The 25,682-nt window shown below is 27.1% G+C and carries 25 protein-coding genes and 2 tRNA genes; 22 read left to right on the top strand and 5 right to left on the bottom strand.

Annotated features, from left to right (window positions below):
* Positions 1-2: 2 nt before the first annotated feature.
* From tatB to secF, 6 genes are read left to right on the top strand one after another with little or no spacing between them, the layout of a single operon-like run.
* Complete coding sequence (gene tatB, locus PB7211_RS05185) at positions 3-221, top strand: Sec-independent protein translocase protein TatB (protein WP_008544617.1); 219 nt, start codon at positions 3-5, stop codon at positions 219-221.
* Complete coding sequence (gene tatC, locus PB7211_RS05180; protein WP_008545317.1) at positions 214-984, top strand: twin-arginine translocase subunit TatC; 771 nt, start codon at positions 214-216, stop codon at positions 982-984. Before tatB ends, tatC begins: the two co-directional genes overlap by 8 nt.
* Entirely contained in the window at positions 977-2,236 is a 1,260-nt protein-coding gene (gene serS / locus PB7211_RS05175) for a serine--tRNA ligase (RefSeq protein WP_008545745.1), read from the top strand. The genes tatC and serS overlap by 8 nt, the downstream gene beginning before the upstream one ends.
* Before the next feature lie 55 nt (positions 2,237-2,291).
* On the top strand, positions 2,292-2,582 hold the full coding sequence (gene yajC / locus PB7211_RS05170) for a preprotein translocase subunit YajC (RefSeq protein ID WP_008544637.1): 291 nt from the start codon (positions 2,292-2,294) through the stop codon (positions 2,580-2,582).
* 15 nt (positions 2,583-2,597) lie between these two features.
* Positions 2,598-4,151 (top strand): protein translocase subunit SecD, encoded by a 1,554-nt coding sequence (gene secD, locus PB7211_RS05165; protein WP_008544889.1) that lies wholly within the window; start codon positions 2,598-2,600, stop codon positions 4,149-4,151.
* On the top strand, positions 4,151-5,041 hold the full coding sequence (gene secF, locus PB7211_RS05160) for a protein translocase subunit SecF (RefSeq protein WP_008544464.1): 891 nt from the start codon (positions 4,151-4,153) through the stop codon (positions 5,039-5,041). The genes secD and secF overlap by 1 nt, the downstream gene beginning before the upstream one ends.
* A 2-nt stretch (positions 5,042-5,043) precedes the next feature.
* On the opposite strand, the gene PB7211_RS05155 is transcribed toward secF, so the two are convergent.
* Together PB7211_RS05155 and uvrA are read right to left on the bottom strand one after the other, a co-directional pair.
* The gene (locus tag PB7211_RS05155) at positions 5,044-5,646 is read right to left on the bottom strand and encodes a urate hydroxylase PuuD (RefSeq protein WP_008545812.1); all 603 of its coding nucleotides are present in this window, start codon (positions 5,644-5,646) and stop codon (positions 5,044-5,046) included.
* Between the two features lie 44 nt (positions 5,647-5,690).
* A complete protein-coding gene (gene uvrA, locus PB7211_RS05150) occupies positions 5,691-8,543 on the bottom strand; it encodes an excinuclease ABC subunit UvrA (RefSeq protein ID WP_008545414.1) in 2,853 nt (950 codons plus the stop codon).
* Positions 8,544-8,631: 88 nt separating this feature from the next.
* Between uvrA and ssb the strand changes: the two genes are divergently transcribed.
* The 6 genes from ssb (at position 8,632) to PB7211_RS05120 (ending at position 13,998) form a co-directional block, all read left to right on the top strand.
* Complete coding sequence (gene ssb / locus PB7211_RS05145) at positions 8,632-9,084, top strand: single-stranded DNA-binding protein (protein ID WP_008545674.1); 453 nt, start codon at positions 8,632-8,634, stop codon at positions 9,082-9,084.
* 5 nt (positions 9,085-9,089) lie between these two features.
* Positions 9,090-11,669 carry a DNA gyrase subunit A gene (gene gyrA / locus PB7211_RS05140; RefSeq protein ID WP_008545345.1) on the top strand — a complete coding sequence of 860 codons (2,580 nt, stop codon included), beginning with the start codon at positions 9,090-9,092 and terminating at the stop codon, positions 11,667-11,669.
* On the top strand, positions 11,669-12,163 hold the full coding sequence (gene coaD, locus PB7211_RS05135; protein ID WP_008544173.1) for a pantetheine-phosphate adenylyltransferase: 495 nt from the start codon (positions 11,669-11,671) through the stop codon (positions 12,161-12,163). The genes gyrA and coaD overlap by 1 nt, the downstream gene beginning before the upstream one ends.
* Positions 12,156-12,716 (top strand): peptidylprolyl isomerase, encoded by a 561-nt coding sequence (locus PB7211_RS05130; RefSeq protein ID WP_034399066.1) that lies wholly within the window; start codon positions 12,156-12,158, stop codon positions 12,714-12,716. Before coaD ends, PB7211_RS05130 begins: the two co-directional genes overlap by 8 nt.
* 9 nt (positions 12,717-12,725) lie before the next feature.
* On the top strand, positions 12,726-13,838 hold the full coding sequence (tgt, locus tag PB7211_RS05125; RefSeq protein ID WP_008545183.1) for a tRNA guanosine(34) transglycosylase Tgt: 1,113 nt from the start codon (positions 12,726-12,728) through the stop codon (positions 13,836-13,838).
* 84 nt (positions 13,839-13,922) lie between these two features.
* A tRNA-Lys gene (locus PB7211_RS05120) sits at positions 13,923-13,998 on the top strand.
* A gap of 9 nt (positions 13,999-14,007) precedes the next feature.
* Here PB7211_RS05120 and PB7211_RS05115 read toward each other — a convergent pair.
* The gene (locus PB7211_RS05115) at positions 14,008-14,835 is read right to left on the bottom strand and encodes a M48 family metallopeptidase (protein ID WP_008545161.1); all 828 of its coding nucleotides are present in this window, start codon (positions 14,833-14,835) and stop codon (positions 14,008-14,010) included.
* A gap of 112 nt (positions 14,836-14,947) precedes the next feature.
* Here PB7211_RS05115 and PB7211_RS05110 point away from each other — a divergent pair, with 112 nt between their 5' ends.
* Positions 14,948-15,565, top strand: coding sequence for a DUF502 domain-containing protein (locus PB7211_RS05110; RefSeq protein ID WP_008544752.1), 618 nt, complete (start codon positions 14,948-14,950; stop codon positions 15,563-15,565).
* On the opposite strand, the gene PB7211_RS05105 is transcribed toward PB7211_RS05110, so the two are convergent.
* Positions 15,562-17,613 carry an ATP-dependent DNA helicase RecG gene (locus PB7211_RS05105; RefSeq protein WP_008545960.1) on the bottom strand — a complete coding sequence of 684 codons (2,052 nt, stop codon included), beginning with the start codon at positions 17,611-17,613 and terminating at the stop codon, positions 15,562-15,564. The genes PB7211_RS05110 and PB7211_RS05105 overlap by 4 nt on opposite strands.
* Before the next feature lie 22 nt (positions 17,614-17,635).
* Here PB7211_RS05105 and PB7211_RS05100 point away from each other — a divergent pair, with 22 nt between their 5' ends.
* Entirely contained in the window at positions 17,636-17,905 is a 270-nt protein-coding gene (locus PB7211_RS05100) for a succinate dehydrogenase assembly factor 2 (RefSeq protein WP_008544895.1), read from the top strand.
* 7 nt (positions 17,906-17,912) lie between these two features.
* Here the strand turns inward: PB7211_RS05100 and PB7211_RS05095 are convergent.
* Positions 17,913-18,002: transfer RNA gene (locus tag PB7211_RS05095), tRNA-Ser, on the bottom strand.
* An 86-nt stretch (positions 18,003-18,088) separates the two neighbouring features.
* Here PB7211_RS05095 and rarD point away from each other — a divergent pair.
* Genes rarD through PB7211_RS05055 form a run of 8 tightly spaced genes read left to right on the top strand, consistent with a single transcriptional unit; the run spans position 18,089 to position 25,679 of the window.
* The gene (gene rarD, locus PB7211_RS05090) at positions 18,089-18,967 is read left to right on the top strand and encodes an EamA family transporter RarD (protein WP_008545205.1); all 879 of its coding nucleotides are present in this window, start codon (positions 18,089-18,091) and stop codon (positions 18,965-18,967) included.
* The gene (locus tag PB7211_RS05085) at positions 18,954-19,955 is read left to right on the top strand and encodes a lytic murein transglycosylase (protein WP_008544702.1); all 1,002 of its coding nucleotides are present in this window, start codon (positions 18,954-18,956) and stop codon (positions 19,953-19,955) included. The genes rarD and PB7211_RS05085 overlap by 14 nt, the downstream gene beginning before the upstream one ends.
* On the top strand, positions 19,945-20,706 hold the full coding sequence (locus PB7211_RS05080; protein WP_008544923.1) for an SPOR domain-containing protein: 762 nt from the start codon (positions 19,945-19,947) through the stop codon (positions 20,704-20,706). The genes PB7211_RS05085 and PB7211_RS05080 overlap by 11 nt, the downstream gene beginning before the upstream one ends.
* The gene (locus PB7211_RS05075; protein ID WP_008545266.1) at positions 20,699-21,850 is read left to right on the top strand and encodes a D-alanyl-D-alanine carboxypeptidase family protein; all 1,152 of its coding nucleotides are present in this window, start codon (positions 20,699-20,701) and stop codon (positions 21,848-21,850) included. The genes PB7211_RS05080 and PB7211_RS05075 overlap by 8 nt, the downstream gene beginning before the upstream one ends.
* Positions 21,843-22,457 (top strand): dTMP kinase, encoded by a 615-nt coding sequence (gene tmk / locus PB7211_RS05070; RefSeq protein WP_008544438.1) that lies wholly within the window; start codon positions 21,843-21,845, stop codon positions 22,455-22,457. The genes PB7211_RS05075 and tmk overlap by 8 nt, the downstream gene beginning before the upstream one ends.
* A gap of 4 nt (positions 22,458-22,461) precedes the next feature.
* Positions 22,462-23,391: an AAA family ATPase gene (locus tag PB7211_RS05065; protein ID WP_008545868.1), complete on the top strand. Its 930-nt coding sequence runs from the start codon at positions 22,462-22,464 to the stop codon at positions 23,389-23,391.
* A complete protein-coding gene (metG, locus tag PB7211_RS05060; protein WP_034399055.1) occupies positions 23,384-24,925 on the top strand; it encodes a methionine--tRNA ligase in 1,542 nt (513 codons plus the stop codon). The genes PB7211_RS05065 and metG overlap by 8 nt, the downstream gene beginning before the upstream one ends.
* Positions 24,918-25,679, top strand: a complete 762-nt coding sequence (locus tag PB7211_RS05055; protein WP_008544333.1) for a TatD family hydrolase — start codon at positions 24,918-24,920, stop codon at positions 25,677-25,679. Before metG ends, PB7211_RS05055 begins: the two co-directional genes overlap by 8 nt.
* Positions 25,680-25,682 lie beyond the last annotated feature (3 nt).

The raw sequence follows: 25,682 nt of genomic DNA, 5'->3' as shown, positions 1-25,682 counted from the left end.
ACATGCCTACTATTGGTTGGTTTGAGATATTAATAGTTGTTGCTATCGCTATTGTTGTTTTGGGGCCAAAAGATTTTCCAGTAATGTTAAAAAAAGTGGGTTCTTGGATAGGAACTGCAAAAAGATATGTGAACAACATACAAAATGAAGTTTCTAATATTGATATTGATGATGAAACAAACAACAATAAAATAAAAAAAGATAGTAAAGAAGATGAATAATGAAGAAAATGAAGGTGGCTTTGTAAGCCATTTAACTGAATTAAGAAAAAGACTTATACATAGTTTTATATTTCTTATTATTTTTTTTATCGGTTGCTATTTTTTTGCCGAACATATTTATGGGTTTTTAGTAGATCCTTATGCACAAGCTGTAAAAGATGATGGATCAGATAGAAGACTTATATTTACTGCACTTCAAGAAACTTTTTTAACTTATTTAAAGGTTTCATTTTTTACCGCTTTCTTTGTTACTTGTCCTTACATACTGATGCAAATATGGAAATTTATTGCTCCTGGATTATATAAACACGAAAAAATTGCAATTTTACCTTACTTAATATTAACACCAATATTATTTTTTCTTGGTGGAATGCTTGTTTATTATTTGATTATGCCTCTTGCAATTAAGTTTTTTCTATCTTTTGAAAGTACAGGTCTTTCTACTAGTTTACCAATACAACTTGAGGCTAAAGTAAATGAATATTTATCACTTGTGATGAAACTAATTTTTGCTTTTGGTATAAGTTTTCAGTTACCTGTTGTATTAAGTTTATTAGCAAGAGTAGGGATCGTAGATAGTGATTTTTTAAGAGAAAGAAGAAAATATGTAGTCGTAATAATTTTTGCAGCTGCAGCTTTATTAACGCCACCTGATCCTATAACTCAAATTGGATTAGCTATACCTTTATTAATTTTATATGAATTATCAATATTTTCAGTAAAATTTATAGAAAATAAGAATCTAGAAAAAACAGATGCATAATTTAAAAGATATTAGAAATGATTTTTCTGCTTTTGCTAAATCTTTAAAAAACAGATCCGCTAATATTGATTTTGAAAATTTACAAAAATTAGATGAAGAAAATAGAAACTTAATTCAAAAAAAAGAGTCTCTAGAAAAAGAAAAAAAAGATATTTCAAAATCTAAAGATGAAAGTATGTTTGCAAAATCTAAAGAAATATCTGTTGAATTAGGCAAAGTTACTGAAAATCAAAAAAATATAAAGATCGAACTAGATAAAATTTTATCAAACATACCGAATATTCCACACACCGATGTTCCTGAAGGTAATGATGAGAATGATAATGTTGAAATATCAAAATCAGGTGAAATACCAATTTTTGATTTTAAACCTAAATCTCACTACGAATTAGGCGAAGCATTAAATATGCTAGATTTTGATCTTGCCACTAAAACCACAGGTTCTAGATTTGTTTTCGTAAAAGATAAGTTGGCATTACTAGAAAGAGCATTGTCAAATTTTATGCTTGATACACATATCAACATAAATGAATATCAAGAGATTTCTCCGCCTTTAATAGCTTCTGACAATACGATGTTTGGCACAGGACAATTGCCGAAATTTGAAAACGATCAATTTGAGATTAAATTTGATCAAGGTTCTGATAGAAAATTTCTTATTCCTACTGCTGAAGTTATTTTAACAAATATTGTTAAAGATAAAATCATAGATAAAAAAAATCTTCCAATGAGATTTGTTGCTTCAACACCATGTTTTAGGAAAGAAGCTGGGAGTTACGGTAAAGATACCAAGGGCATGATTAGACAACATCAATTTTACAAAGTTGAATTGGTTAGTATTGTTGAAAAAGAAAATTGTTTAAAAGAATTAGAGAGAATGACTGATTGTGCTACAGACATTCTCGATAAATTAAAACTTCCATATAAAAAAATTATATTATGTTCTGGCGATATGGGTTTTAGCGCTGAAAAAACATATGATATAGAAGTTTGGCTTCCATCAGAAAATAAGTATCGTGAAATTTCTTCTTGTTCTTCTTGTTCAACATTTCAAGCTCAAAGAATGAAAACAAGATATAAAAATGAAAATAAAGAAACTATGTTTGTTGGTACTTTAAACGGTAGTGGTTTAGCTGTTGGAAGAACTCTTATTGCTGTATTAGAAAATTATCAACAAAAAGATGGCTCAATAATTGTTCCTGAGGTACTGAGACCATACATGAATAATTTAGAAATAATTTCACTCAAATAAAGTTGTTTTAATCAATAAGATAGTATAAGAATTCAGCTAATTTATAAGGAGATTTATGGAAGGTTCAGGAATAGGACAATTTATACCGTTAATTTTAATTTTTGTAATTTTTTATTTTTTCTTAATCAGACCACAGCAAAAAAAAGTAAAAGAGCATAAGGCTATGGTTGAAGGACTTAAACGAGGTGATAAAGTAATCACTTCTGGAGGTATCACTGGTACTGTAGAAAGATTAATTGATAATGACAAAGTTGAAGTTGAAATAGCTGACAATGTTAAAGTTGAAATAGTTAAAGCTACTGGTATTCAAGCTCTTCAAGGTAATCCACAAGAAGTTAAGAAATAATAATTTTTATATAAAGTGCTTTATTTTTCAAAGTTAAGAATTTTATTTATTACTCTTTTTTCACTTTTATTTGTTTTAATTGCTTCATCTAATTTATTTAAATTTGATGATAGTTTTTTTGATAAAAAGATAAATTTGGGTCTGGATCTTCAAGGTGGATCTTATTTGTTATTGGAGATTGATAATGCTCCAGTTATAGAACAAAAACTTCAAAACTTAACAACCAGTATTAGAAATTATTTTAAGGAAAAAGACATTAAGATAAATAATATCAAGATTGAAAATCAAAATATCTATTTCAACGTTTTAGAAAAAAATAAACAAACTATCATTGATACATTTACAGATGAAAATAGTGACATAAATCCCTATTATCCAAGATTTAAATCTCACCAATTAGAAATTGAAGATACTGGTCTTAATTTTAAATTAAATTTTTCAAGACAAGGCTTAATAGTTCTCAAAACTTCTTCACAAGATCAAGCTATTGAAATTGTAAGAAGAAGAATTGATGAAGTTGGAACTAATGAACCGAATATTTTAAAAAGAGGAAATAATCGTATCTTAGTTGAGTTGCCTGGATTAGATGATCCAATGAGGGTTAAATCTTTATTAGGAAAAACTGCTAATTTAACTTTTAGATTTGTAACTAACGATGACAATGACAGTTTTGGAGTTGAAAAACTTAAGTTTGAAGATGGTATTGATGAAGCAACAGTAAGTAAGAGAATAATAATAAGTGGAGATAATCTTTTAGATGCTCAACCTAAAATGGATACTCAAACAAACCAAACAATAGTATCTTTTTCACTTGATAGGGTAGGAGCAAAGAGATTTGGTAAGGCAACTTCAACTGGGATTGGTAAACAATTAGCAATAGTTTTAGATGGTAAAATTATAAGTGCACCAGTTGTTAGAGATACGATTGCTAGTGGCTCAGGTCAAATTAGTGGAGGATTTACTTTTCAAACTGCAACAGATTTAGCTCTATTATTAAGATCAGGAGCATTACCAGCACCTCTTAATATAATTGAAGAGAGAACTGTTGGTCCTGATTTAGGGCAAGACTCTATAAACGCAGGTATGATTGCTCTAGCTATTGGTTTTCTTTTAGTAATAATTTTTATGTTTGTAAAATACAGAGTTTTTGGATTAATCACCAATGTAACTTTAATTATAAATTTATTTATCCTATTAGGCATATTAACTTTATTTGAAGCAACATTAACTTTACCTGGAATTGCTGGAATAATATTGACAGTTGGTATGGCTGTAGATGCTAACGTACTAATTTTTGAGAGAATTAAAGAAGAATTAAGAGATGAAAATAATAATATTGTAGCTTTTGATAGTGGTTATACAAAATCTAGAACTGCTATTATTGACGCAAATATAACAACTTTACTAGCAGCAGTAATACTTTTCTTTATGGGTTCTGGACCTGTTAAAGGTTTTTCAGTAACTCTTGGTGTTGGAATTTTTACTACTCTTTTTTCAGTTTATTTTATAGCAAGGTTATTTACTAGTCTTTACGTGTCTAAAAATAGAGATAAGGAGAAGTTAATTTAATGATTGCTTTTAATAAATATTATAACCATTTTAATATATTCTCTTCATTATTAATTATTTTTTCATTAGTTCTTTTAATCTTTAAAGGTCTTAATTTCGGAATTGATTTTAAAGGTGGAACTTTAATTGAACTTAGATCTACAGATGCGAAGATAAATGTAAGTTCTTTAAGAGATAAATTTAGTCAGATGGATTTAGGTGATGTGTCTGTTAAAAAATTCGGTAATGACAAAGATTATTTAATTAAGTTTGAAAATAAAGATAACAAAAAAAATATAATTGAAGAAATTAAGAACAATTTAGATAAGTCATTTGGTAATAATTTTAACTTTAGAAGAGTTGAAAATGTTGGTCCTAAGGTCAGTTCTGAATTATTAAAGTCCGGAGTTATCGCAATTTCATTATCATTAGCTGCGATGTTATTCTATATTTGGATAAGATTTGAATGGCAATTCAGTTTAGGTGCAATACTTGCCTTATTCCACGATGTCATAGTTACATTAGGTGTTTTTTCATTATTTAGTTTAGAAATTAATCTATCAATAATTGCAGCTGTTTTAACAATAGTTGGTTATTCGATGAATGATACTGTGGTAATTTTTGATCGAGTACGTGAAAATTTGAGAAAATATTCTGATATTAAAATTTTTGAACTTACAAATATCTCAATTAATGAAACATTATCTAGAACAATAATTACTTCTGCAACTACATTGCTTGCTTTATTGGCTATTTATTTTTTTGGTGGAGAGATTTTAAAAGGTTTTTCATTAGCAATGATACTTGGAGTAATATTTGGAACATATTCTTCAATTTATATTGCAAACACAGTATTAGTAAGATTAAGAGTATCTCAAAAAACAGTTCTTAGAGAAGATAGCGAAAAATAAAATTAATAAAGATTTTGTGCTGCTACCATTGTAAATAACATGGGTAGAGAAAGTAGTGTGTTTGTTCTTGAAAACAACATTGCAGTTCTTGCAGATTTAGCTTTTAAATCGGGATCACAATCTACAATTCCTAAAGCTCTTTTTTGATTTGGCCAAATGACAAACCAAACATTATAAGCCATAATAATTCCAAGCCACATACCAATACCAATAGCAGTATGTTTTGGTATACCTGATCCAATGCTTAAAGTCATAGCATCATGCAAGTATCCATTAAATAAAGCTAATAATAATCCAGATAGCACTGTAAATGCAGCAGCCCATCTAAAATAAAATAATGCAGCAGGTGCAATTACTTTACCAATTGCTGGTTTTTGCTCATCTGGAATTTTAGCCATGTTTGGTATTTGAACAAAATTGAAATACCAAAGCAAACCAATCCACATAGTGGCTACGACAACATGAATATATCTAAATAACCAACTCCAGAACAATGTATCAAATGCGAAACCTTCATTTAAATAAAATAAGCCCAAAAACAATACAATCATAAGACCTACAGAAGTGTGAATTGTTTTTGATAATGAAGATAATAAATTACTCATGATTCACAGTTATTATACACTAAATCTTTCTAAAATTTAAAGTATTATTTTAGTAAAGGTTTTAAATATTGACCTGTATAACTAGCAGGTACTTTACAAACTTCCTCGGGTTTTCCCTCTGCGATAATATTTCCACCTTTGACACCGCCTTCGGGTCCCATATCAACAATATAATCAGCTGTTTTAATTACATCTAAATTGTGTTCAATGACTACAACAGTATTTCCAAGTTTAACAAAAGTATGAAGTATTTCTAATAATTTTTTAATATCATGTTGATGAAGTCCAGTTGTTGGTTCATCCAAGATATACATAGTTCGTCCTGTTGATCTTTTTGAAAGTTCTTTTGCTAATTTAATTCTTTGAGCTTCACCACCTGAAAGTGTTGTTGCTTGTTGACCTATCTTAATATAACCCAAGCCAACCTTTTTTAATGTAAGTAACTTAGTTTTAATATTAGATATATTTTCAAAATATTCACAACCTTCATCTACAGACATATCTAAAACATCAGCAATACTTTTACCTTTAAATTTAATTTCAAGGGTTTCTCTATTATATCTTGTTCCTTTACACTCATCACATTGTATATAAACATCAGGTAAAAAATGCATTTCATAGGTAATTACACCATCACCTTCACAAGCTTCACATCTTCCACCTTTGACATTAAATGAAAATCTTCCTGGCTTGTAACCTCTAGTTTTTGACTCAGGTAAACTTGTAAACCAATCTCTAATTGGACCAAAAGCACCTGTATAAGTTGCTGGATTTGATCTAGGGGTTCTTCCAATAGGGGATTGATCAATATCAATAATTTTATCAATTAATTCTACACCCTTGTAACTTTTAAATGCTTTTGGTGCTTTTCGAGCTTTACTGTTAAGTGTTAGATTTAAAGCATGATACAATGTTTGAAGAACAAGGGTTGATTTACCACTACCTGATACACCAGTTACACAAGTAAAACTTCCTGTTGGTATTCGAAGATTTACATTATTAAGATTATTTCCACTTGCGCCATTAATTTCAACAAATCTACCGTTCTTTGCTAATCTTCTAGCATTGGGTATTTCAATTTTTTTTTTATTAGAAAGATATTGTCCGGTAATACTATTTTTATTTTTTTTTATTTCATCATATGTACCTTGAGCAGTAACTTCACCGCCATTAGATCCAGCTTCTGGTCCTAAGTCAATTATATGATCTGCATTTTCCATTGTCTCAGTATCATGCTCAACAACTATGACTGTATTTCCTAAATCCCTTAATCTTTTTAAAGCATTTATAAGTTTAACATTATCTTTTTGATGTAAACCAATTGAAGGTTCATCAAGTACGTATAAAACACCGGTTAGACCAGAACCAATCTGAGACGCTAGTCTTATTCTTTGTGCTTCTCCACCTGAAAGTGTGCCAGATTCTCTTGCTAAAGTAAGATAATCTAAACCTACATTTAACAAAAAAGTAAGTCTCTCATTAATTTCTTTAAGAACGTGTTCTGCAATTTTAAATTGTCTATTATCAAGATTTTTTTCAAGATTTTTAAACCATTCTGCAGCATCTAATATTGATTTTTTTGTTACATCGCTAATATTATGATTATCAATTTTAACACATAAAGCTTCTTCCTTAAGTCTATTTCCATTACAAGCTTCACAAGCTGTATCAGATTGATATTCTGCTATTGCTTCTCTTTTCCATTCGCTATCTGACTCTAAAAATCTTCTTTCAAGATTGTTAATTACACCTTCAAATGTTTTTTTATGTGAATATTTTTCATAACCATCATCATAATTAAATTTGATTTCTTCTTCATCTGAACCATACAAAATTATTTCTTTGATTTTTTTTGGAAGTTTTTTCCATTTATCATCTAATGAAAAACCATAATGTTTTGCTATAGATGCTAGAGTTTGCGCATAATATAATGTTGTAGATTTAGCCCAAGGTTCAATGGCGCCATCAGCTATACTTTTTCTGTCATCTGGTATAACTAAATTTGGATCAACATTTAATTTTATCCCTATACCTTCACATTCCTCACAAGCTCCATAAGGGCTATTAAAAGAAAATAATCTAGGTTCAATTTCCTCAATGGTGAAACCACTTTCTGGACATGCAAATTTTGTTGAGTAAATAAGTTTCTCAGTTTTTCTAAATTTCTGTGGCAATGTTTCATCTTCATACTCAACAAAAACTAATCCATTTGATAAATTTACTGCTGTTTCAACACTCTCTGCTAATCTGTTGCCAAGCTTAGAATTTAAAACAATTCTATCTACAAGTATTGATATATCGTGTTTAAATTTTTTATCTAAATTAGGAGATTTTTCTATATCGTATAAAACATTATCAATTTTTATTTTTCTAAATCCTCTTCTTTTGTAACTTAGAATATCTTTCTTATATTCACCTTTACGACCTCTTACTACAGGTGCATAAATATATATTGTTGATTTTTTTGGTAATTTTTTAACAAGATCAACTATTTGAGTAATGGTTTGAGAAGTAATTGCTTTACCTGTAAATGGTGAGTAGGGAGTTCCAGCTCTAGCGTATAGCACCCTCATGTAATCATAAATTTCAGTCACTGTAGCAACTGTAGATCTTGGGTTTTTTGATGTATTTTTTTGCTCTATTGCAATAGCTGGACTTAAACCTTCTATAAGATCAACATTTGGTTTTTTCATCTTATCCAAAAACTGTCTTGCATATGCTGATAAACTTTCAACATATCTTCTTTGACCTTCTGCATAGATGGTATCGAAAGCTAATGATGATTTTCCTGAACCAGATAGGCCAGTTATGACGACAAATTGGTCCTTAGGGATTTCTACAGAAACATTCTTTAAATTATGTTCTTTAGCGCCCTTAATAACTATCTTTTTCATCATATTTTTTGTTGCTTTGAGTTAATAAAATTAATAATGAGAAGAATTGTGATATAAATCTAATTAATTAATTTAACAAATATTAAATATTATGGCTGGAAGTTTAAATAAAGTATTATTAATTGGTCGTTTGGGCGCAGATCCTGAGATAAAACAAATGGTAAACGGTAAAAGTGTTGCAAGACTGAGCTTAGCAACAAGTCAATCTTGGAAAGACAAGAATACAGGTGAAAAAAAAGAAAAAACTGAATGGCACCGTATAGTTGTATTTAACGAAGGACTAGTAAATGTTATTCAACAATACTTAAAAAAAGGTGCTCAGATATATGTTGAAGGCCAACTGACTACACGAAAATGGAAAGATGAACAATCTGGTCAAGATAAGTATTCAACTGAAATTGTTCTTCAAGGGTATAACACTACTTTAACTATGCTTGGTGGTGGGGGCTCAGGAGGTGGTATTCAAAATGACACTACTCAACAAAATAATATTGAAGACTCCTCTCAAGTGTCAAATGATATGGATGACGAAATTCCATTTTAATATCTATGCAAAAAACTGAAATTCCAAAAGATAATAACATTAAGTTAATTTCAATGCATGATGAGATGAGCTCATCTTATCTATCATATGCAATGAGTGTTATTGTAAGTCGAGCCTTACCAGATATTAGAGATGGTTTAAAACCTGTTCACAGAAGAATTTTGTACGCTATGTACAAGGGTGGTTATGATTGGTCAAAACAATTTAGAAAATCTGCAAGAATTGTTGGAGATGTCATTGGTAAATATCATCCACATGGAGATCAATCAGTTTACGATGCATTAGTAAGAATGGTTCAAGATTTTTCAATGAGTCTTCCTTTGGTTCAAGGTCAAGGTAATTTCGGTTCTATTGATGGTGATCCTGCAGCTGCAATGAGATATACAGAAACAAGATTATCTAAAGTTTCACAATATTTAATTGATGATATAGAGAAGAATACTATTTCATTTAAAAGTAATTATGATGAGACAGAAAAAGAGCCTACAGTTTTACCTGCTCAATATCCAAATCTTCTAGTAAATGGTGCTGGAGGTATAGCAGTTGGAATGGCCACAAGCATTCCTCCTCATAATTTGGGTGAAATTATAAATGGTACTTTAGCTCTAATAGACAATAAAGATATTAAGATCAGAGAATTGATGAAATATGTTCCGGGTCCTGATTTTCCAACTGGTGGTGTTATCATCGGTAAAGACATTATAAAACATGGTTATAATAATGGTAGAGGGTCCTTTAAAATAAGAGGTGAAGTTTCTGTTGAAAGTTTAAAAAACGGAAGAGAAAGGTTAGTAATTACCTCAATACCTTATCAGGTCAATAAATCAGTTTTAAATGAAAGAATTGCTCAATTAGTTAGAGAAAAAAAAATTGAAGGGATTAAAGATATTAGAGATGAGTCAAATAGAGAAGGTATAAGAGTTGCAATAGACTTAAGAAATGGAGTTGAGCCAGAGACTATTAAAAGACAACTTTATAAAAATACTCAAATTGAAAGTTCTTTTGGTTTTAATACTTTGGCAATTGTTCAAGGGAAACCTAAAACATGTACATTAAAAGATTTCTTATCAAACTTTTTATCTTTTAGAGAAGATATCGTAATTAAGAAAACTAAATTTGATTTACAAAAAGCTGAAGAAAGAGCTCACATATTAATTGGATTATCTGTATCAGTTGAAAACTTAGATAAAATTATAAAAATTATTCGATCATCAAAAACACCTGAAGATGCAAAACAAGCTATATTAAAAACTAAATGGAAAATTAACAAATCTCAAAAATTAATTTCTTTAGTAGAAGGAAAAAAAGGTAAAGGTTTATATTCCTTATCTGAACCTCAAGTTATAGCTATATTAGAACTTAGACTTCAAAAATTAACCGCACTTGGAATAAACGAAATTGAAGTTGAGATAAAAAAGTTAGCTGAATTAATTGCAAGATATAAAAAAATTATTTCATCAAAAAAAGAGCTTTTAAAAGTTATTAGTGAAGAACTTAAGAACATAAAAGAAAAGTTTGCTGTTCCAAGAAGAACTAAAATTATTGATGCAGTCCTAAATTACGATATTGAAGAAACAATTCAAAAACAATCTGTAATAATAACGGTTACTCTACAAGGATATATTAAAAGAGGTTCTTTAGACGGTGTTAAACAGCAAAAAAGAGGTGGAAAAGGAAAGTCTGGAATTACTACTAGAGATCAAGATTCTGTTGTACAAACACTATCTGTTAATACTCATACATCTGTTTTATTTTTTTCAACAGAAGGGTTAGTTTATAAAGTTAAAGCATGGAAAATTCCAGAGGGCTCATCATCATCAAAAGGTAAATCATTGTTTAATATTTTACCTCTGAAAAGCCATCAATCAATTAGTTCTATTATGCCAATGCCAGAAAATGAAACTGACTTAAAGAATTACCAAATAATCTTTGCAACAGCTCAAGGTAAGGTTAGAAAAAATAGTCTAGAAGATTTTTCATCTATTAACGCATCAGGTAAAATTGCAATGAAACTTGATAATAATGATAAAATTGTTGGAGTTAAAATTTGTCAAGATGATCAAGATATCATCTTAAGTACTAAGTTTGGTAAATGTATTAGATTTGAAGCAAAAAAATTAAGAGTATTTAAAGGTAGATCTTCAAAAGGAATTAAGGGAATTGAATTGGCTCCTAATGATCAGATTGTTTCATTATCAGTCATAGATAATGATAAAACTAAAAAAAATGGTAAGAAATCAAAAGATGATAAATCTGAGATAAAAGCTAAAGAAAAATTTGTATTATCTATAAGTGAAAATGGATATGGTAAAAAAACATCTCATATAGATTATAGAGTTACCAATAGAGGAGGCAAGGGCATTATAGGTATTGTAAACTCTCCAAGAAATGGAAATATTACTTCTTCTTTCCCTGTCTTTGAAGGTGATGAAATACTTATATCAACTAACAAAGGTAGGGTAATTAGAGTTGCTGTAAAAGAAATTAGAACAGCAGGTAGAAATACCCAAGGAGTTAGAATTATAAAACTTTCTGGAGAAGAAAAAGTTGTATCTGCAATCAAAATTGATGATAATTTAATTTAATGAATAAAGTAGCAATTTATCCTGGAACATTTGATCCTATTACGTATGGTCATATTGATGTTATTAAAAAATCATTGAAGTTGTTTGATAAGATAGTAGTTGCAGTATCTGATGTTAGTAATAAAAATTACTTATTTAATTCAAATGAAAGAATAGATATTGTCAATAAAGCTTTATTCAAAGATCTAAAATTAAATAGAAAAAAAATATTGGTTGTTTCTTTCAGTTCTCTTACAACTGATTTATGTAAAAAGTATAAATCTAATGTCATTTTAAGGGGCTTAAGAGCTGTATCTGATTTTGAATATGAGTTCCAATTAGCTGGAATGAATAGAAAATTAAATAATAATATAGAAACAATTTTCTTAATGTCAGATGTGGAAAATCAAATTATATCTTCAAAATTTGTTAAAGAAATTGTTAAATTAAATGGTGATATAAAAAAATTTACTACCAAAAGCACAATTAAATCTTTAAAAGAAAAATATGAATAAATTTCTTATTAAAATATTTATTTTATTTTTTTTATTTATTAATCAATCAATAGCCCAGGAGAATATAATGATTTTGAAATTAAAAGATGGTGACGTTAAAATAGAGTTATTTGAAGATGTTGCACCAAATCATGTTAAAAGAATAAAAGAATTAGCGGATAGCGGCCAATATAACGATGTAGTATTTCATCGAGTAATTGATGGTTTTATGGCACAAACTGGTGATGTAAAATTTGGAAACTCTAGTTCAAATGATTTTAATTTAAGTAGAGCTGGTATGGGTGGATCTGATTTACCAGATCTTAAACAAGAATTTAGTAGCTTACCACATGACAGAGGCACTCTTTCAATGGCAAGATCATCTGATCCAGACTCTGCAAATAGTCAATTCTTTATATGTTTTAAACCTGCACCTTTCTTAGATAGACAATACACAGTATTTGGAAAAGTTTTAGAGGGAATGGAGTTTGTTGATATGATTAAAAGAGGTGATGATAGCAATAATGGAGCTGTATCAGAGCCAGATAAAATTATTAGTTTTAAATCGCAATAAACTTTTTAAATGGCATTAAAAAAATTTGCCTTTAAAGTTTTACATCAAGATAAATTTGCAAGATGTGGATTAATAGAAACACATAGGGGTAATATTAATACACCTGCATTCATGCCTGTTGGAACACAAGCAACAGTTAAAGCTTGTACAATAGATGATATTAAAAAAACTGGTTCAGAAATTATATTATCTAACACTTATCATTTAATGATTAGACCTGGTGTTGATAGAATTAAATCAGCAGGTGGTCTGCATGAGTTCATGAATTGCAGTATGCCTATACTTACAGACTCTGGTGGTTTTCAAGTTATGTCATTATCAAAACTAAATAAAATTGATAGAGAAAAAGGAGCAATTTTTAATTCTCATGTAGATGGTAAGAAGTTTTTTTTAAGTCCTGAAGAAAGTATAAGAATTCAACTTGGTCTTAACTCAGACATAGTAATGATTATGGATGAATGTCCTAAAAAATCAAATGACTATGAATTAATTAAAAAATCAATGAACTTATCTTTGTATTGGGCAGAGAGATCAAAAAAAGCATTTGGACAAAATCCTCACAAAGCACTTTTTGGTATTGTTCAAGGAGGATTGTTCAAAGATTTAAGAATAAAATCTTTAAATGAACTAATCAAAATTGGTTTTGATGGATATGCGATGGGTGGATTAGCGGTTGGAGAGTCTCAAAGTGAAATGTTTAAAGTATTAGATGATATTAAAGAACATCTTCCAAATGATAGACCGCATTATTTAATGGGTGTGGGCACCCCTTCAGATCTAATTGGTGCTGTAAAAAGAGGTATTGATATGTTTGATTGTGTTTTACCCACTAGATCTGGCAGAACTGGTTTGGCATTTACTTGGGATGGAAGAATTAATATTAAAAACAATAAATATCAGAATGACAATACACCTTTAGACTCTAATTGTAATAATTTAAACCTTAACAAATACTCAAAAAATTATTTAAATCATTTATTTAACACTAATGAGATGTTAGCTTCGATGCTTTTAACGCTTCATAATATAAATTTTTATCAAGAATTAATGCAAGCTATTAGAAAGAATATTTCTGAAGGTACATTTGATCAATTTCATGATAAATACATTGAAAAGTTGTAGTAGAATTTTATTTTTTTGTTCAATTTGACGTTTGAAAAATTTAAATAATTCTGTATATAACAACTATTCAATTTGAATATCTGGGGGCCCTTAGCTCAGTTGGTAGAGCAATTCCCTTTTAAGGAATGGGTCGATGGTTCGAGTCCATCAGGGCTCACCACTATTTAAATTAAGTAAGTTTTATTGGAGGATAATCTAAAATCACTTCATTCATTTTTTCGTTTAAATCTCTAATTCTATTATCTGAAGATGGATGTGTGCTCATAAATTCTGGAGGTTCTTTTCCTTTATTAAGTTTCTTCATTCTCTCCCATATTTTAGTAGTTTCTCTAATATCATAGCCTGATAATGAAGAAAAAATCATTCCTAAATAATCTGCTTCGCTTTCTTGTTTTCTATTAAATGGATTTAAAATTCCAAGTTGAGCAAGTAAACCAATAGTGTTTTGTCCTGTAGTTCTGTTGATATCAGATAAAATCCCACCACTGGCTACATCAATAATTTTAGTTCCAAGATTTAATAAAGTTCCTCTACTAGCTCTTTCTACAGAATGTTTTGCAACTGCGTGGGCAATTTCATGACCCATTACTGCGGCAAGACCATTTGTATTTTTTGTTGCATCTAAAATACCAGTGTATACTGCAATCTTTCCTCCTGGCATACACCATGCATTACGTACTTTCTTTTTATCTATTAAGATATATTCCCAATCAAAATTTTTTGTCGGGTCATCTAAATTTTCTCTATCAAAATATTCTGAAATAGAATCTTCCATTCTTTTTCCTATTTCTTTAATTTCATTAAGTGTATTTATATCATCACTCATTTTTTCTTTTTCTTTAATTTTTTCATAAATTTTAGCAGCTCGAGCATTTAAATTAGCTTCTGAAACAATTTTTAATTGTTTTCGTTCAGTTATTGGAGCTGTTGTACAAGAGGGTAGAATGAAGCCACAACAACCACAACCTATGTATGATAAGAATTTTCTTCTATTCATTTTTGCATAAAATTGATAATAACATTATAAATGAATCTTAATAATAAAATTTTATTAGTTCTATTTATTATTGCAATTAGTTTTGTTATTTACTCAAGTTTTAATTGATCTTATGGCTAAAAACCCAAATAAAAAATCTATATCATTAACTCTAAGAAATTATTTTATAGCAGGTGTAGTTGTCTTAATACCAATTGGATTTACACTTTATCTTAGTAAGATTTTAATTGGAATATCTTCAAATTTAATTCCTAAAAATATCAATCCTAATAGTTATTTACCTTTTAACATACCAGGGGTTGAAATTGTTATTTCAATAATTTTTATAACTTTTGTTGGTGGTATTTCTTTATCTTTTTTTGGAAGAAGAATTTTAAAATTGATTGATGATCTTTTTAAAAGAATTCCTTTTTTGAGAACTGTTTATTCGGCAATTGTTCAAATGACCGAAACATTTTCTAAAAAGGATGATAATAAAAAAAGTGTTGTTCTAGTTGAATACCCAAGAAAAGATGTTTGGGCTGTTGGGTTTGCGACAAAAGAAAATGCTGGTGAAATGGCAGAAAAAACCAACAAAAAATTAATAAATGTTTTTGTTCCAACCACACCTAACCCTACCAGTGGTTTTTTATTAATGTTTCCAATAGAAGATGTAATTTATCTAAATATGAGTTTTGAAGAAGCTTCTAAATTTATTGTTTCAGCAGGGACATCTACAAAAAAGTCTTAGGCTAAATCGTTAATTATATCAGCTCTATCGTATAATTTTACTAAAGGTTTATATCTAGAAATATCTTCATTAGATTTTTCAATTCTTCTCATTTCTTTTTCTGCCAAAAGAAATAAATCATTATTATGAATAGGATCAGCTAACTTAAAATTCTTAATACCACTTTGCTTAAATCCTAAAATATCTCCAAATCCTCTTATTTTCATATCTTCTTCAGAAATAATAAAGCCATCATTATTTTGTTTCAAAATATTAATTCTTTTTTTTGCATTTTCACTTAAGTTAGATTTGAACATTAATATACATGTTGAGTCTTTATCACCTCTACCAACTCTACCTCTTAGTTGGTGCAATTGTGATAATCCAAATTTATTAGCATTTTCTATGATAATTACATTGGCATTAGGGAAATCTATTCCCACTTCAATTATTGTGGTTGAAACCAATATATCAAATTTTTTGTTTAAAAAATTATTCAAAATTTTTTCTTTTTCCTCAGTATCAGTTTTTCCATGTAATAAGGATACTTTATTAGGAAATTTTTCTTTCAGAAATTCAAATTTTTTAATAGCTGATGAATAATCAATTTTTTTAGACTCATCAATTAATGGACACACCCAAAATATTTGGTTTCCTAATTTGATTTCTTTTTTAATAAATTGAATAACATCATCAACTTTACTTTCTAATTTGCTGTATGTTTTTATTGGTTTTCTTGATTGAGGTTTTTCACGTATAATTGAAAGGTCCATGTCTCCATATACAGTCATTGTCAAAGTTCTTGGAATAGGGGTTGCTGTCATTAATAAAACATCACAGTCAACACCACCTTTATCAGATAATCTTTTTCTTTGATTAACACCAAACTTGTGTTGTTCATCAATAATAATTAATCCAAGTTTTTTAAAATTTACTTTTTTTTGAAATATCGCATGAGTTCCAAATATTATATCAATTTTATGATTACAAAGATTATCTAATATAACTTTTTTTTCTTTATATATAGATTTACCAGAAATTAATTCTAATCTTAAATTTTTAGAAAAAATTTTTTTTGCTAAAGTAAAATGTTGTCTCGCTAGAATTTCAGTAGGAGCCATTACTGCTACCTGAAATCCTGCATTAACACTATTATATGCAGCTAGTAATGATACTATTGTTTTTCCACTTCCAACGTCACCTTGTAAAAGTCTAAACATTTTATTAGAAGAGCTTAAATCATTATTAATTTCTTTTAATGATTTAATTTGATCTGTTGTGAGAGAAAAATCTAATGTTTTGATCAAATTGTTTTGTTTTTGAATATTCAAAACTTTATTTAATTTTTTATTTTTTTTTATTTTTTTTCTTATTTCAGAATTAACTAAAAAAGTTGAAAATATTTCATCAAAAGCAAGTCTTTGATAAAAATTATTTTTATAGGCACCTATATTATCTGGTTTGTGCAAAGCTTTTATTGAGTCATTCCAACTAATATTATCAAATCTCTTCAATATACTTTTGGTATGCCATTCATTCAAGATAGGTAAATTTTCAATAATTTGATTTATAATTTTATTATATATTTTCTCAGATATACCCTCTGTAAGAGAGTAAGTATTGTGAGATTGTTTTATTAGAGACGCATCTTCTGAAATATATTTTGGATTAGTTAATTGATATCTATTTCTAAAATAACCAATTTTACCACTTACAGTTATCTCCTTGCCAATAGGAAGAATCTTTTTGACATACCCTTCATAACTATTGAAAAAAATACAATCTATTTCTCCAGTTTCATCTTTGCACAAAACTTTATTTGGTAGATTTCTTATTCTAGGAAATAAATATTTTTGAGGAACAATTGTAACAGTTTGCTCAACACCAATACGAAGCTCTACAATTTTAGTAGAAAAACTTCTATCTGTGGATGATTTTGGTAATTTCCACAATAAATCAAATATATTATTTATGTTTTTTTTCTTGAGTAAATTAGTGGTTTTAATTCCAACACCTTTTAAAGCAGTCAAATCTGATAATAAATATTGATAATTACTTTTATTATTCATATTCAACTAATATATTCTAATTATGAACTTCAATATAGATCAATTAAAAAAAAAAATTATTTACAGATCCAATTATAGAGGAACCAAAGAAATGGATAAGCTTTTAGGCGCTTTCACAAAAAAATATATTAATCAATTAAACCAAGATGAATTAATAGATTTAGAAAAATTATTAGATATTGATGACACAAGTCTCTATAATTTTTTTAACGGTATTGATAACGAAATTAAAATTGATGAAACCAATGTACTTAAATTATTTAAAAATTTTAAATATAATAACGAAGATTAATAATATATGGCGGAGAGACTGGGATTCGAACCCAGGAAAGAGTTGCCCCTTTGCCGGTTTTCAAGACCGGTGCTTTCAACCGCTCAGCCATCTCTCCGTGCAAAAGGTTTTATTATTATAATTATTTAATTCAACCATAAAATAGTCTAATAAAAGCTATTATTAATAGACAATAAGTTTCCAATGAATAAAGATTTTAACAAAGGGTTATTGCTAGCTGGTTTTGGTTCTTTTTGGTGGGGGTTTATTGGTGTACTTTATTTTAAATATATAGCTTATATTGGTCATGTAGAACTTGTTGTTCATAGATGTCTTTGGACCACATTTACATTAATAATATCAACTTTCTTTTTTTCTAAATGGGATATTTTTTTTAATATTATAAAAAATAAAAAATATTTAATTTATCTTTTTTTTTCAGGATTACTTATATTTATAAATTGGGCTGTATGGATATATGCAATTGCAACAGATAGAATAATTGATGCAAGCTTTGGTTATTTTATGATGCCTATATTAAGTGTATTACTTGGCTATATATTTTTTAAAGAAAAACTTAATAAAAAAAGAATATTTTCAATTATACTTGTTATATTTTCAATATTATATTTAATATTAGTAAGCTTTAAATCATTACCCTGGGTAGGTTTAATTGTAGCTCTAAGCTGGGGTTTTTATAATTTAATTAGAAAAAAAATTAATATAGATACTGATATCGGTTTGTTAATAGAAAGTTTATATATATTGCCATTTGCAGCTTTAGCTTTTTATCTAATTGCCTCAAATAATCATAATGATTTTCAATTATCTAATCCACCAATGATGCTGTTTATATTTTTAGCTGGTCCTATGACTGTGATACCATTATTTCTATATGTAAGAGGTGTTGAATTGAGCGGGCTAGGACCTACTGGAATGATTTTTTATATCACACCAACTCTTCAGTTTTTACTTGGTTTTTTTTATTATGAAGAGCCTTTTTCAATAACAAAATTAGTAAGCTTTATTTTTATTTGGATTGCTGTAATTATATATTTAAAAGACTTATATGAAACTGATTAGTTCAATAGTAATTTTTCTTATATTTAATTTTATACCAGCTTTTTCAGATGAAAATTTAGAATTTCAAAAATGGAAGAAAAATTTTAAAAAAATTGCTTTACAAAATAATATCTCGGAAAAAACATTTGATACAGTTATGTCTAATACTAAATTTTTACCAAATGTAATTAAATATGACAGATATCAACCTGAATTTTATGAAGATACCAAAACATATATATCAAAAAGAACATCAGATAAAAAAGTTTCTAAAGGATTGATTCTTTATAAAAAAAATATTGATTTAATAAATTCAATAGAAAAAGAATTTAATATTGAGAAAGAATTACTTTTATCTTTAATGGGTATAGAAACTAATTTTGGTACTTATGTTGGAAAAATGGACATACTTTCATCATTAGCAACTCTAAGTTATGACAAAAGAAGATCAGAATTTTTCACTAATGAGCTATTAATATTATTAAATTTAATAGAAAAAAAACAAATTGATTATAAAACATTATATGGATCTTGGGCTGGTGCATTTGGATTTTTTCAATTTATGCCATCAACTATGAAAAATTATGCAATAGATTATGATGATAATAATTACATAGATCTAAAAAATAATGTTGATGCATATGCATCCGCTGCTAATTATTTAAAAAAGATAGGCTGGAAAATTAATCAACCATGTTTTTATAAAATAAGTCTATCAAATGATATTCCAAAAAAGTATCTTAACGTTTCTGCTAAAAAGCTTAATAATAAAAAAAAATTAAAATATTTTAGAAATTATATAAATAATAATTCTTTTTTAAATCAAAATTTAGATGACTTTAATGTAGCGATTATAACTCCAGATAAAGATATAATACCTGATGCAGAAAATTTAAGTCCTGCATATGTAGTTTTTGATAATTATGAAATTATTCTTCAATGGAATAGATCTTTAAGATTTTCATTAGCTGTATGTACTTTGAAAGATAAATTTAAAAATGAATTTTAAATTTTTATTATTAATAATTACATTTTTTATTTTATCAGCATGCAATCAAGAGATTCATAAAGATGACAAAATAAATGTTATCTCTGAACAAAAATATAAAAATACTGGATTTACGTTAGTTTATAATAATTCACTTAAAAATGAAAAAAAGATTTCAAAAAAGATTGATGAAAGATCTTTAATTATATTTCATAAAAATTTAAGAAAAGACTCATTTGTTAAAATTACAAATCCATCAAATCAAAAAACAATAATTGCAAAAGTTATCTCAAATAATGTAAAATTTTCTGAGTTTTATAACTCTGTAATAACAAATAGAATAGCTGAAGAACTCTCACTTAACTTAGATGAACCTTACATCGAATTAGTATTAATATCTCAAAATTCTACTTTTATAGCGAAAAAAGCAAAAACATTTGAAGCAGAAAAAAAAGTTGCAGAAAAAGTACCTGTAGATGGTATTAAGATCGATAATTTAGGTGCAGAAATAAAAAAAAAAGAACAAACAAATTTAGTTAAATTTTCGTATTCTATAAAAATAGCAGACTTCTACTACAAAGACTCAGCAGAAAGTATGATTAAAAGAATTAAGGATGAAACTAATTTAAAAAATCCTATTATAGAAAAATTAGCGAATACTAAATATAGGGTATTATTAGGCCCATTTAATGATATAAAAAAAATTGAAGAGTCTTTTAATGAAATGAAATCGTTAAATTTTGAAAATTTAGAAATTTTAAAAAATGTTTAAAAAAATATTAATTTATATAATTTTATGTTTACCCTTAACTAATTTTGCGAACGCAAATTTCGATGTAAAAGCTAGGACTGCAATATTACTAGACTATCATTCAGATGAAATTTTGTACGAAAAAGATCCAGATAGAAAAATTTTTCCAGCATCAATGACAAAAATTATGACATCAATAATTGCTTTTGATTTAATTAAAAACGGCGAGCTTAGTCTTGATGATAAGTTTATAGTTTCAGAAAATGCTTGGAGATTATCTGAGTCAGGATATTCATCAATGTTTATAATGGTAGGTGATCAGATTTCAGTCGAAAACTTATTAAAAGGAATAATAATTTCATCAGGTAATGATGCCTGTGTTGCTTTGGCAGAAGGGATAGCTGGTACAGAAGATGAATTTGCAATTTTAATGACTGAAAAAGCAAAAGAAATTGGTATGGAAAATACTAATTTTTCAAATTCATCAGGTATTAATTCACCAGATAATCTCTCAACAGTTAGAGATATAATGATTATGTCTAAATATTTGATTAAAAACTATCCTGATTATTATAAATATTTTAAAGAAAAAAAATTTACTTGGGACAGGACAGGTGGTGACCCAATTACTCAAGGAAATAGAAATCCATTACTATATAAAAATTTAGATGCCGATGGCATAAAAACTGGATATTTGTCTTATGAAAAATACTCGTTAGCATCTTCAATAAATAGAAATGGCAGAAGACTTATTGCTGTTGGAAGTGGATTTAATTCTAAAAATTCTCGTTCAAGAGAAAGTATAAAACTACTTACATATGGACTTACGAATTATGATCTAGTTCAAATAACAAAGGCGAATGAACCTTTTTACAAAATAGATGTTTGGCTAGGTAAGGAAAACTTTGTTCAATCATACGCAAGACAAGATATTTATAAAACTATAAAAAAAGCTAAAAAAAAATTATTAAAAGTATCTGTTAATTATGATGGTCCAATTGAAGCACCAATTAAAAAAAATGAAAAAATTGCAACACTTAAAGTTGTTTACGATGAAGAATTAATTGGTGAATACGACCTTCTATCATCAAAAGAAGTTAAAAAAGTAAATTTTTTATCTAGACTATTTAAATCTATAAATTACCTTATTTGGGGTGATGTCTAAAAAACCTATTATTGTTTTTGAAGGTATAGAAGGAAGTGGGAAAAGTCACCATATATCTATTGTTTCAAAATATTTAGATAAAAAAAAAATAAATTATATAAAAATTCGTGAACCGGGTGGAAATCCAAATTCTGAAAAAATTAGAAAACTTATACTTAATAATAAATCTGATTTTAATAAGAATACTGATTTACTTTTATATTTAGCAGCTAGAAGCGAAAATATAAAAACTATTAAAAAGTATTATAAAAAGAAAATTATACTAATAGATAGGTTTACAGATTCAACAATAGCTTATCAGCATTATGGAATGGGTATAGATATAAAAATAATTAATTTGATACATAAATTTTTATTAGACAATATATCTGTCAGCTTTACCTTTTTAAATCTTGTTAATAAAAAAAACTTATATTTAAGATTAAAAAAAAGAAAAAAATTAAATAGATATGATAAATTCAATATGAATTTCTACAATAAAGTTCAAAACGGTTTTTTGAAATTAGCTAATCTTAAAAAAAATTCATATCATCTGGTAAACTCTAACTTAGATATTAAATTGAATGAAAAATTAATCTTAAAAAAAATAGATAAATTAATTTTTTAGATAAATGAAATTAGAACCCGCAAATCAAATCAGATTATTTTCTCATAAAAAAAAATTTGAAAGTTTAATAAATCTATATTCTAAAAATAAATTGCCTAATAAGATACTTTTTTCTGGAGAAAAAGGTATTGGTAAATGTACTTTAGCTTATCACATGGTTAATTACATACTATCACTCAGTGAAGAAAATCCTTATGATACTAAAAATCTTCAAATAAATTCGGAAAATAAATCATTCAAATTAGTTCAAAATAAATCGAGTCCAAATTTTATATTAATTGATGTTTCTGCCGATAAAAAAAATATTGATATAGATCAAATCAGAAATTTAATTTTGTCACTTAACAAATCTTCTTTTAACGATAAACCTAGAATTGTATTGATAGATAATATTGAATTATTAAATTTAAATTCCGTAAATGCTCTACTCAAGATTCTAGAAGAACCTAATGACAATATTAATTTTATATTAATTAATAATAATAAAAAAATTTTACCTACTTTAAAATCAAGATGTTTAAATTTTAAGATTCAATTAAACTTTGAACAATCAATTGATACCATAAATAAGATTTTAGATAATAATATTTATGATTTATTAAATATAAACTTAATAAATTATTATAATACACCTAGACAATTATTAAATTTAATAAATCTACAAAATCAATTTGACTTAAATTTAAAAGAAATGAATTTAAAAGATTTAATATTTTTTATTATCAAAAATAAACATTATAAAAAAGATTTAATCATTAATGAACTAATTTATTCTTTGATAGAATTTTATTTAAGATCAAAAATTTCAGTTGATGATATTAGTTTAATCAATATAAAAGATTATTTTTTAAAAAAGATTAATGATACAAAAAAGTTTAATTTGGACGAAGAAGCACTTTTAATGGAATTTGAAGATAAAGTATTTAATGGATAAGAATTACTATATAACTACACCTATCTATTATCCTTCTGCGAAACCTCATATGGGCCATGCTTATTCAAGTATTATTGCTGACTTTTTTGCAAGATTTAAAAAAATGGATGGTTTTAATGTTTATTTTTTAACTGGTACGGATGAACATGGATTAAAAATACAAAGAGCTGCTGAAAAGCAAAATATTGATACTTTAGAATTTTGTGATCAAATAAGTCAAACATTCAGAAATTTATCAAAAACTCTTAATTTAACTAACACAGATTTTATTCGAACTACTGAGGAAAGACATAAAAAAACAGTCCAATACTTATGGAAAGAACTTGAGAAAAATGACTATATTTATCTATCAAAATATTCAGGTTGGTACTCTGTATCTGATGAAGCATTTTATAATGATGATGAAATCGAGACAATTGATGAAAATAAAGTTGCAATCTCTTCAAAATCAAAAGTTGAATGGATAGAGGAGGAGTCTTATTTTTTTCGTTTATCAAAATGGGAAAAACCGCTTCTTGATTATTACAAATCACATCCCGATTTCATTGCCCCTGAATCAAGAAGGAATGAAGTAATAAGTTTTGTTAAAAGTGGCTTAAAAGATTTATCCGTTAGTAGAAAAAGTTTCTCATGGGGTATAAAAGTTCCAAATAACAATGATCATGTAATTTATGTTTGGTTGGATGCTTTAACTAACTATTTAAGCGCATTAAATTTTCCAAATGCAAATGATGAGTTATTTAAAAATTTTTGGCCGGCATCAATTCATCTAATAGGTAAAGATATACTTAGATTTCATGCTGTATATTGGCCAGCTTTTTTACTGGCTGCTAAAATTGAATTACCTACAAAAGTATATGGTCACGGTTGGATTCTCTCCGATAATGAAAAAATGTCTAAATCAAAGGGTAATATACTTGATCCATTAGAAATAATAAAAGAATATGGCTTAGACCCCTTAAGATATTATCTAATTAAAGAAGTTTCATTTGGTAATGATGGAAATATTTCACAAGAGAGATTAGAAGATTGTATAAATAGTGATTTAGCTAATAACTTTGGTAACCTATGTCAACGGGTAACAGCTTTTGCAATAAAAAATTGTGAAAGTAAAATTCCCAAACAAATAGATTTTCAAAAAGAAGATTTGGAAATACTTAATAAATATATGAATAATTTAGAAAATATTAGAGAAAAAATTGATAATCAAGATATTAACTTTTATATTGATTATATTATCAATTCATTGTTTGAGGCTAATAAATATTTTAATGATCAAGAACCATGGAAAAAAAAAGATGATCAACTTAGATTAAATACTATAGTTTACACTACATTAGAAATTGTGAGAAAGATAAGTTTTTTATTATTCCCAATAATTCCCAATTCTTCATTAAAGGCTTTAAAAATTTTTAATTTAACTGAAAAAGATATAAATTTTTCATCAATTGAAAATAATGATTTTTTAGTAAAAGGTAGTAATATTAATAAAATAGATATTCTTTTTAAAAAAATAGAAAAAAATAATGATTGATTCACATTGTCACTTAGATCACGAACCTCTTATTAATGACTTGCCAAATATAATACGACGATCTAAAAATGTTGGTATAGAAAAATTATTAACTATCTCTACTTCTTTTGAAAGTTTTAATAGAGTTAAAGATATCGTAAATCTTGATGATATAATTTACGGCACTATTGGCATACACCCTCATGAAGCTGACAGTGATATAATTACTTCAGATGAAATTGTTAAAAATTTAAATGAAAATCCTAAAATTATAGGTATTGGTGAAACTGGCCTAGATTTTTTTTATAATAATAGTGATAAAGAAAAACAAATAAAAAGTTTTTATAAACATATTGAGGCCTCGATAAAGTCAAATGTTCCTTTAATAATTCACTCAAGAGATGCAGAAAATGAAACATTTGAAATTTTAAATGAATATAAGGATAAAAATCTTAAAATATTAATGCATTGCTTTACAGGATCTTTAGAATTTGCAAATAAACTTCAATCTCTAAATGCCTTTTTTTCTGCAAGTGGAATTATTACATTTAAAAATTCTTTAGATTTACAAAACACTTTTAAATTATTACCGTTAGATAAAATTTTGATTGAAACAGATAGTCCGTTTTTGGCACCTGTGCCTAATAGAGGTAAGAAAAATGAACCCTCATTTATTGACCATACAGCAAAAAAATTAGCTGATATTAAAGGAATTCCTAAAGAAGAGCTTATTAAAATAACAACTTCTAATTTTAATAGTCTTTTTTTTAATTAATTT

It is taken from the genome of Candidatus Pelagibacter sp. HTCC7211 (assembly GCF_000155895.1).
Classification (GTDB): Bacteria; Pseudomonadota; Alphaproteobacteria; order Pelagibacterales; family Pelagibacteraceae; genus Pelagibacter.
This window is presented reverse-complemented; position numbering and strand designations above follow the sequence as displayed.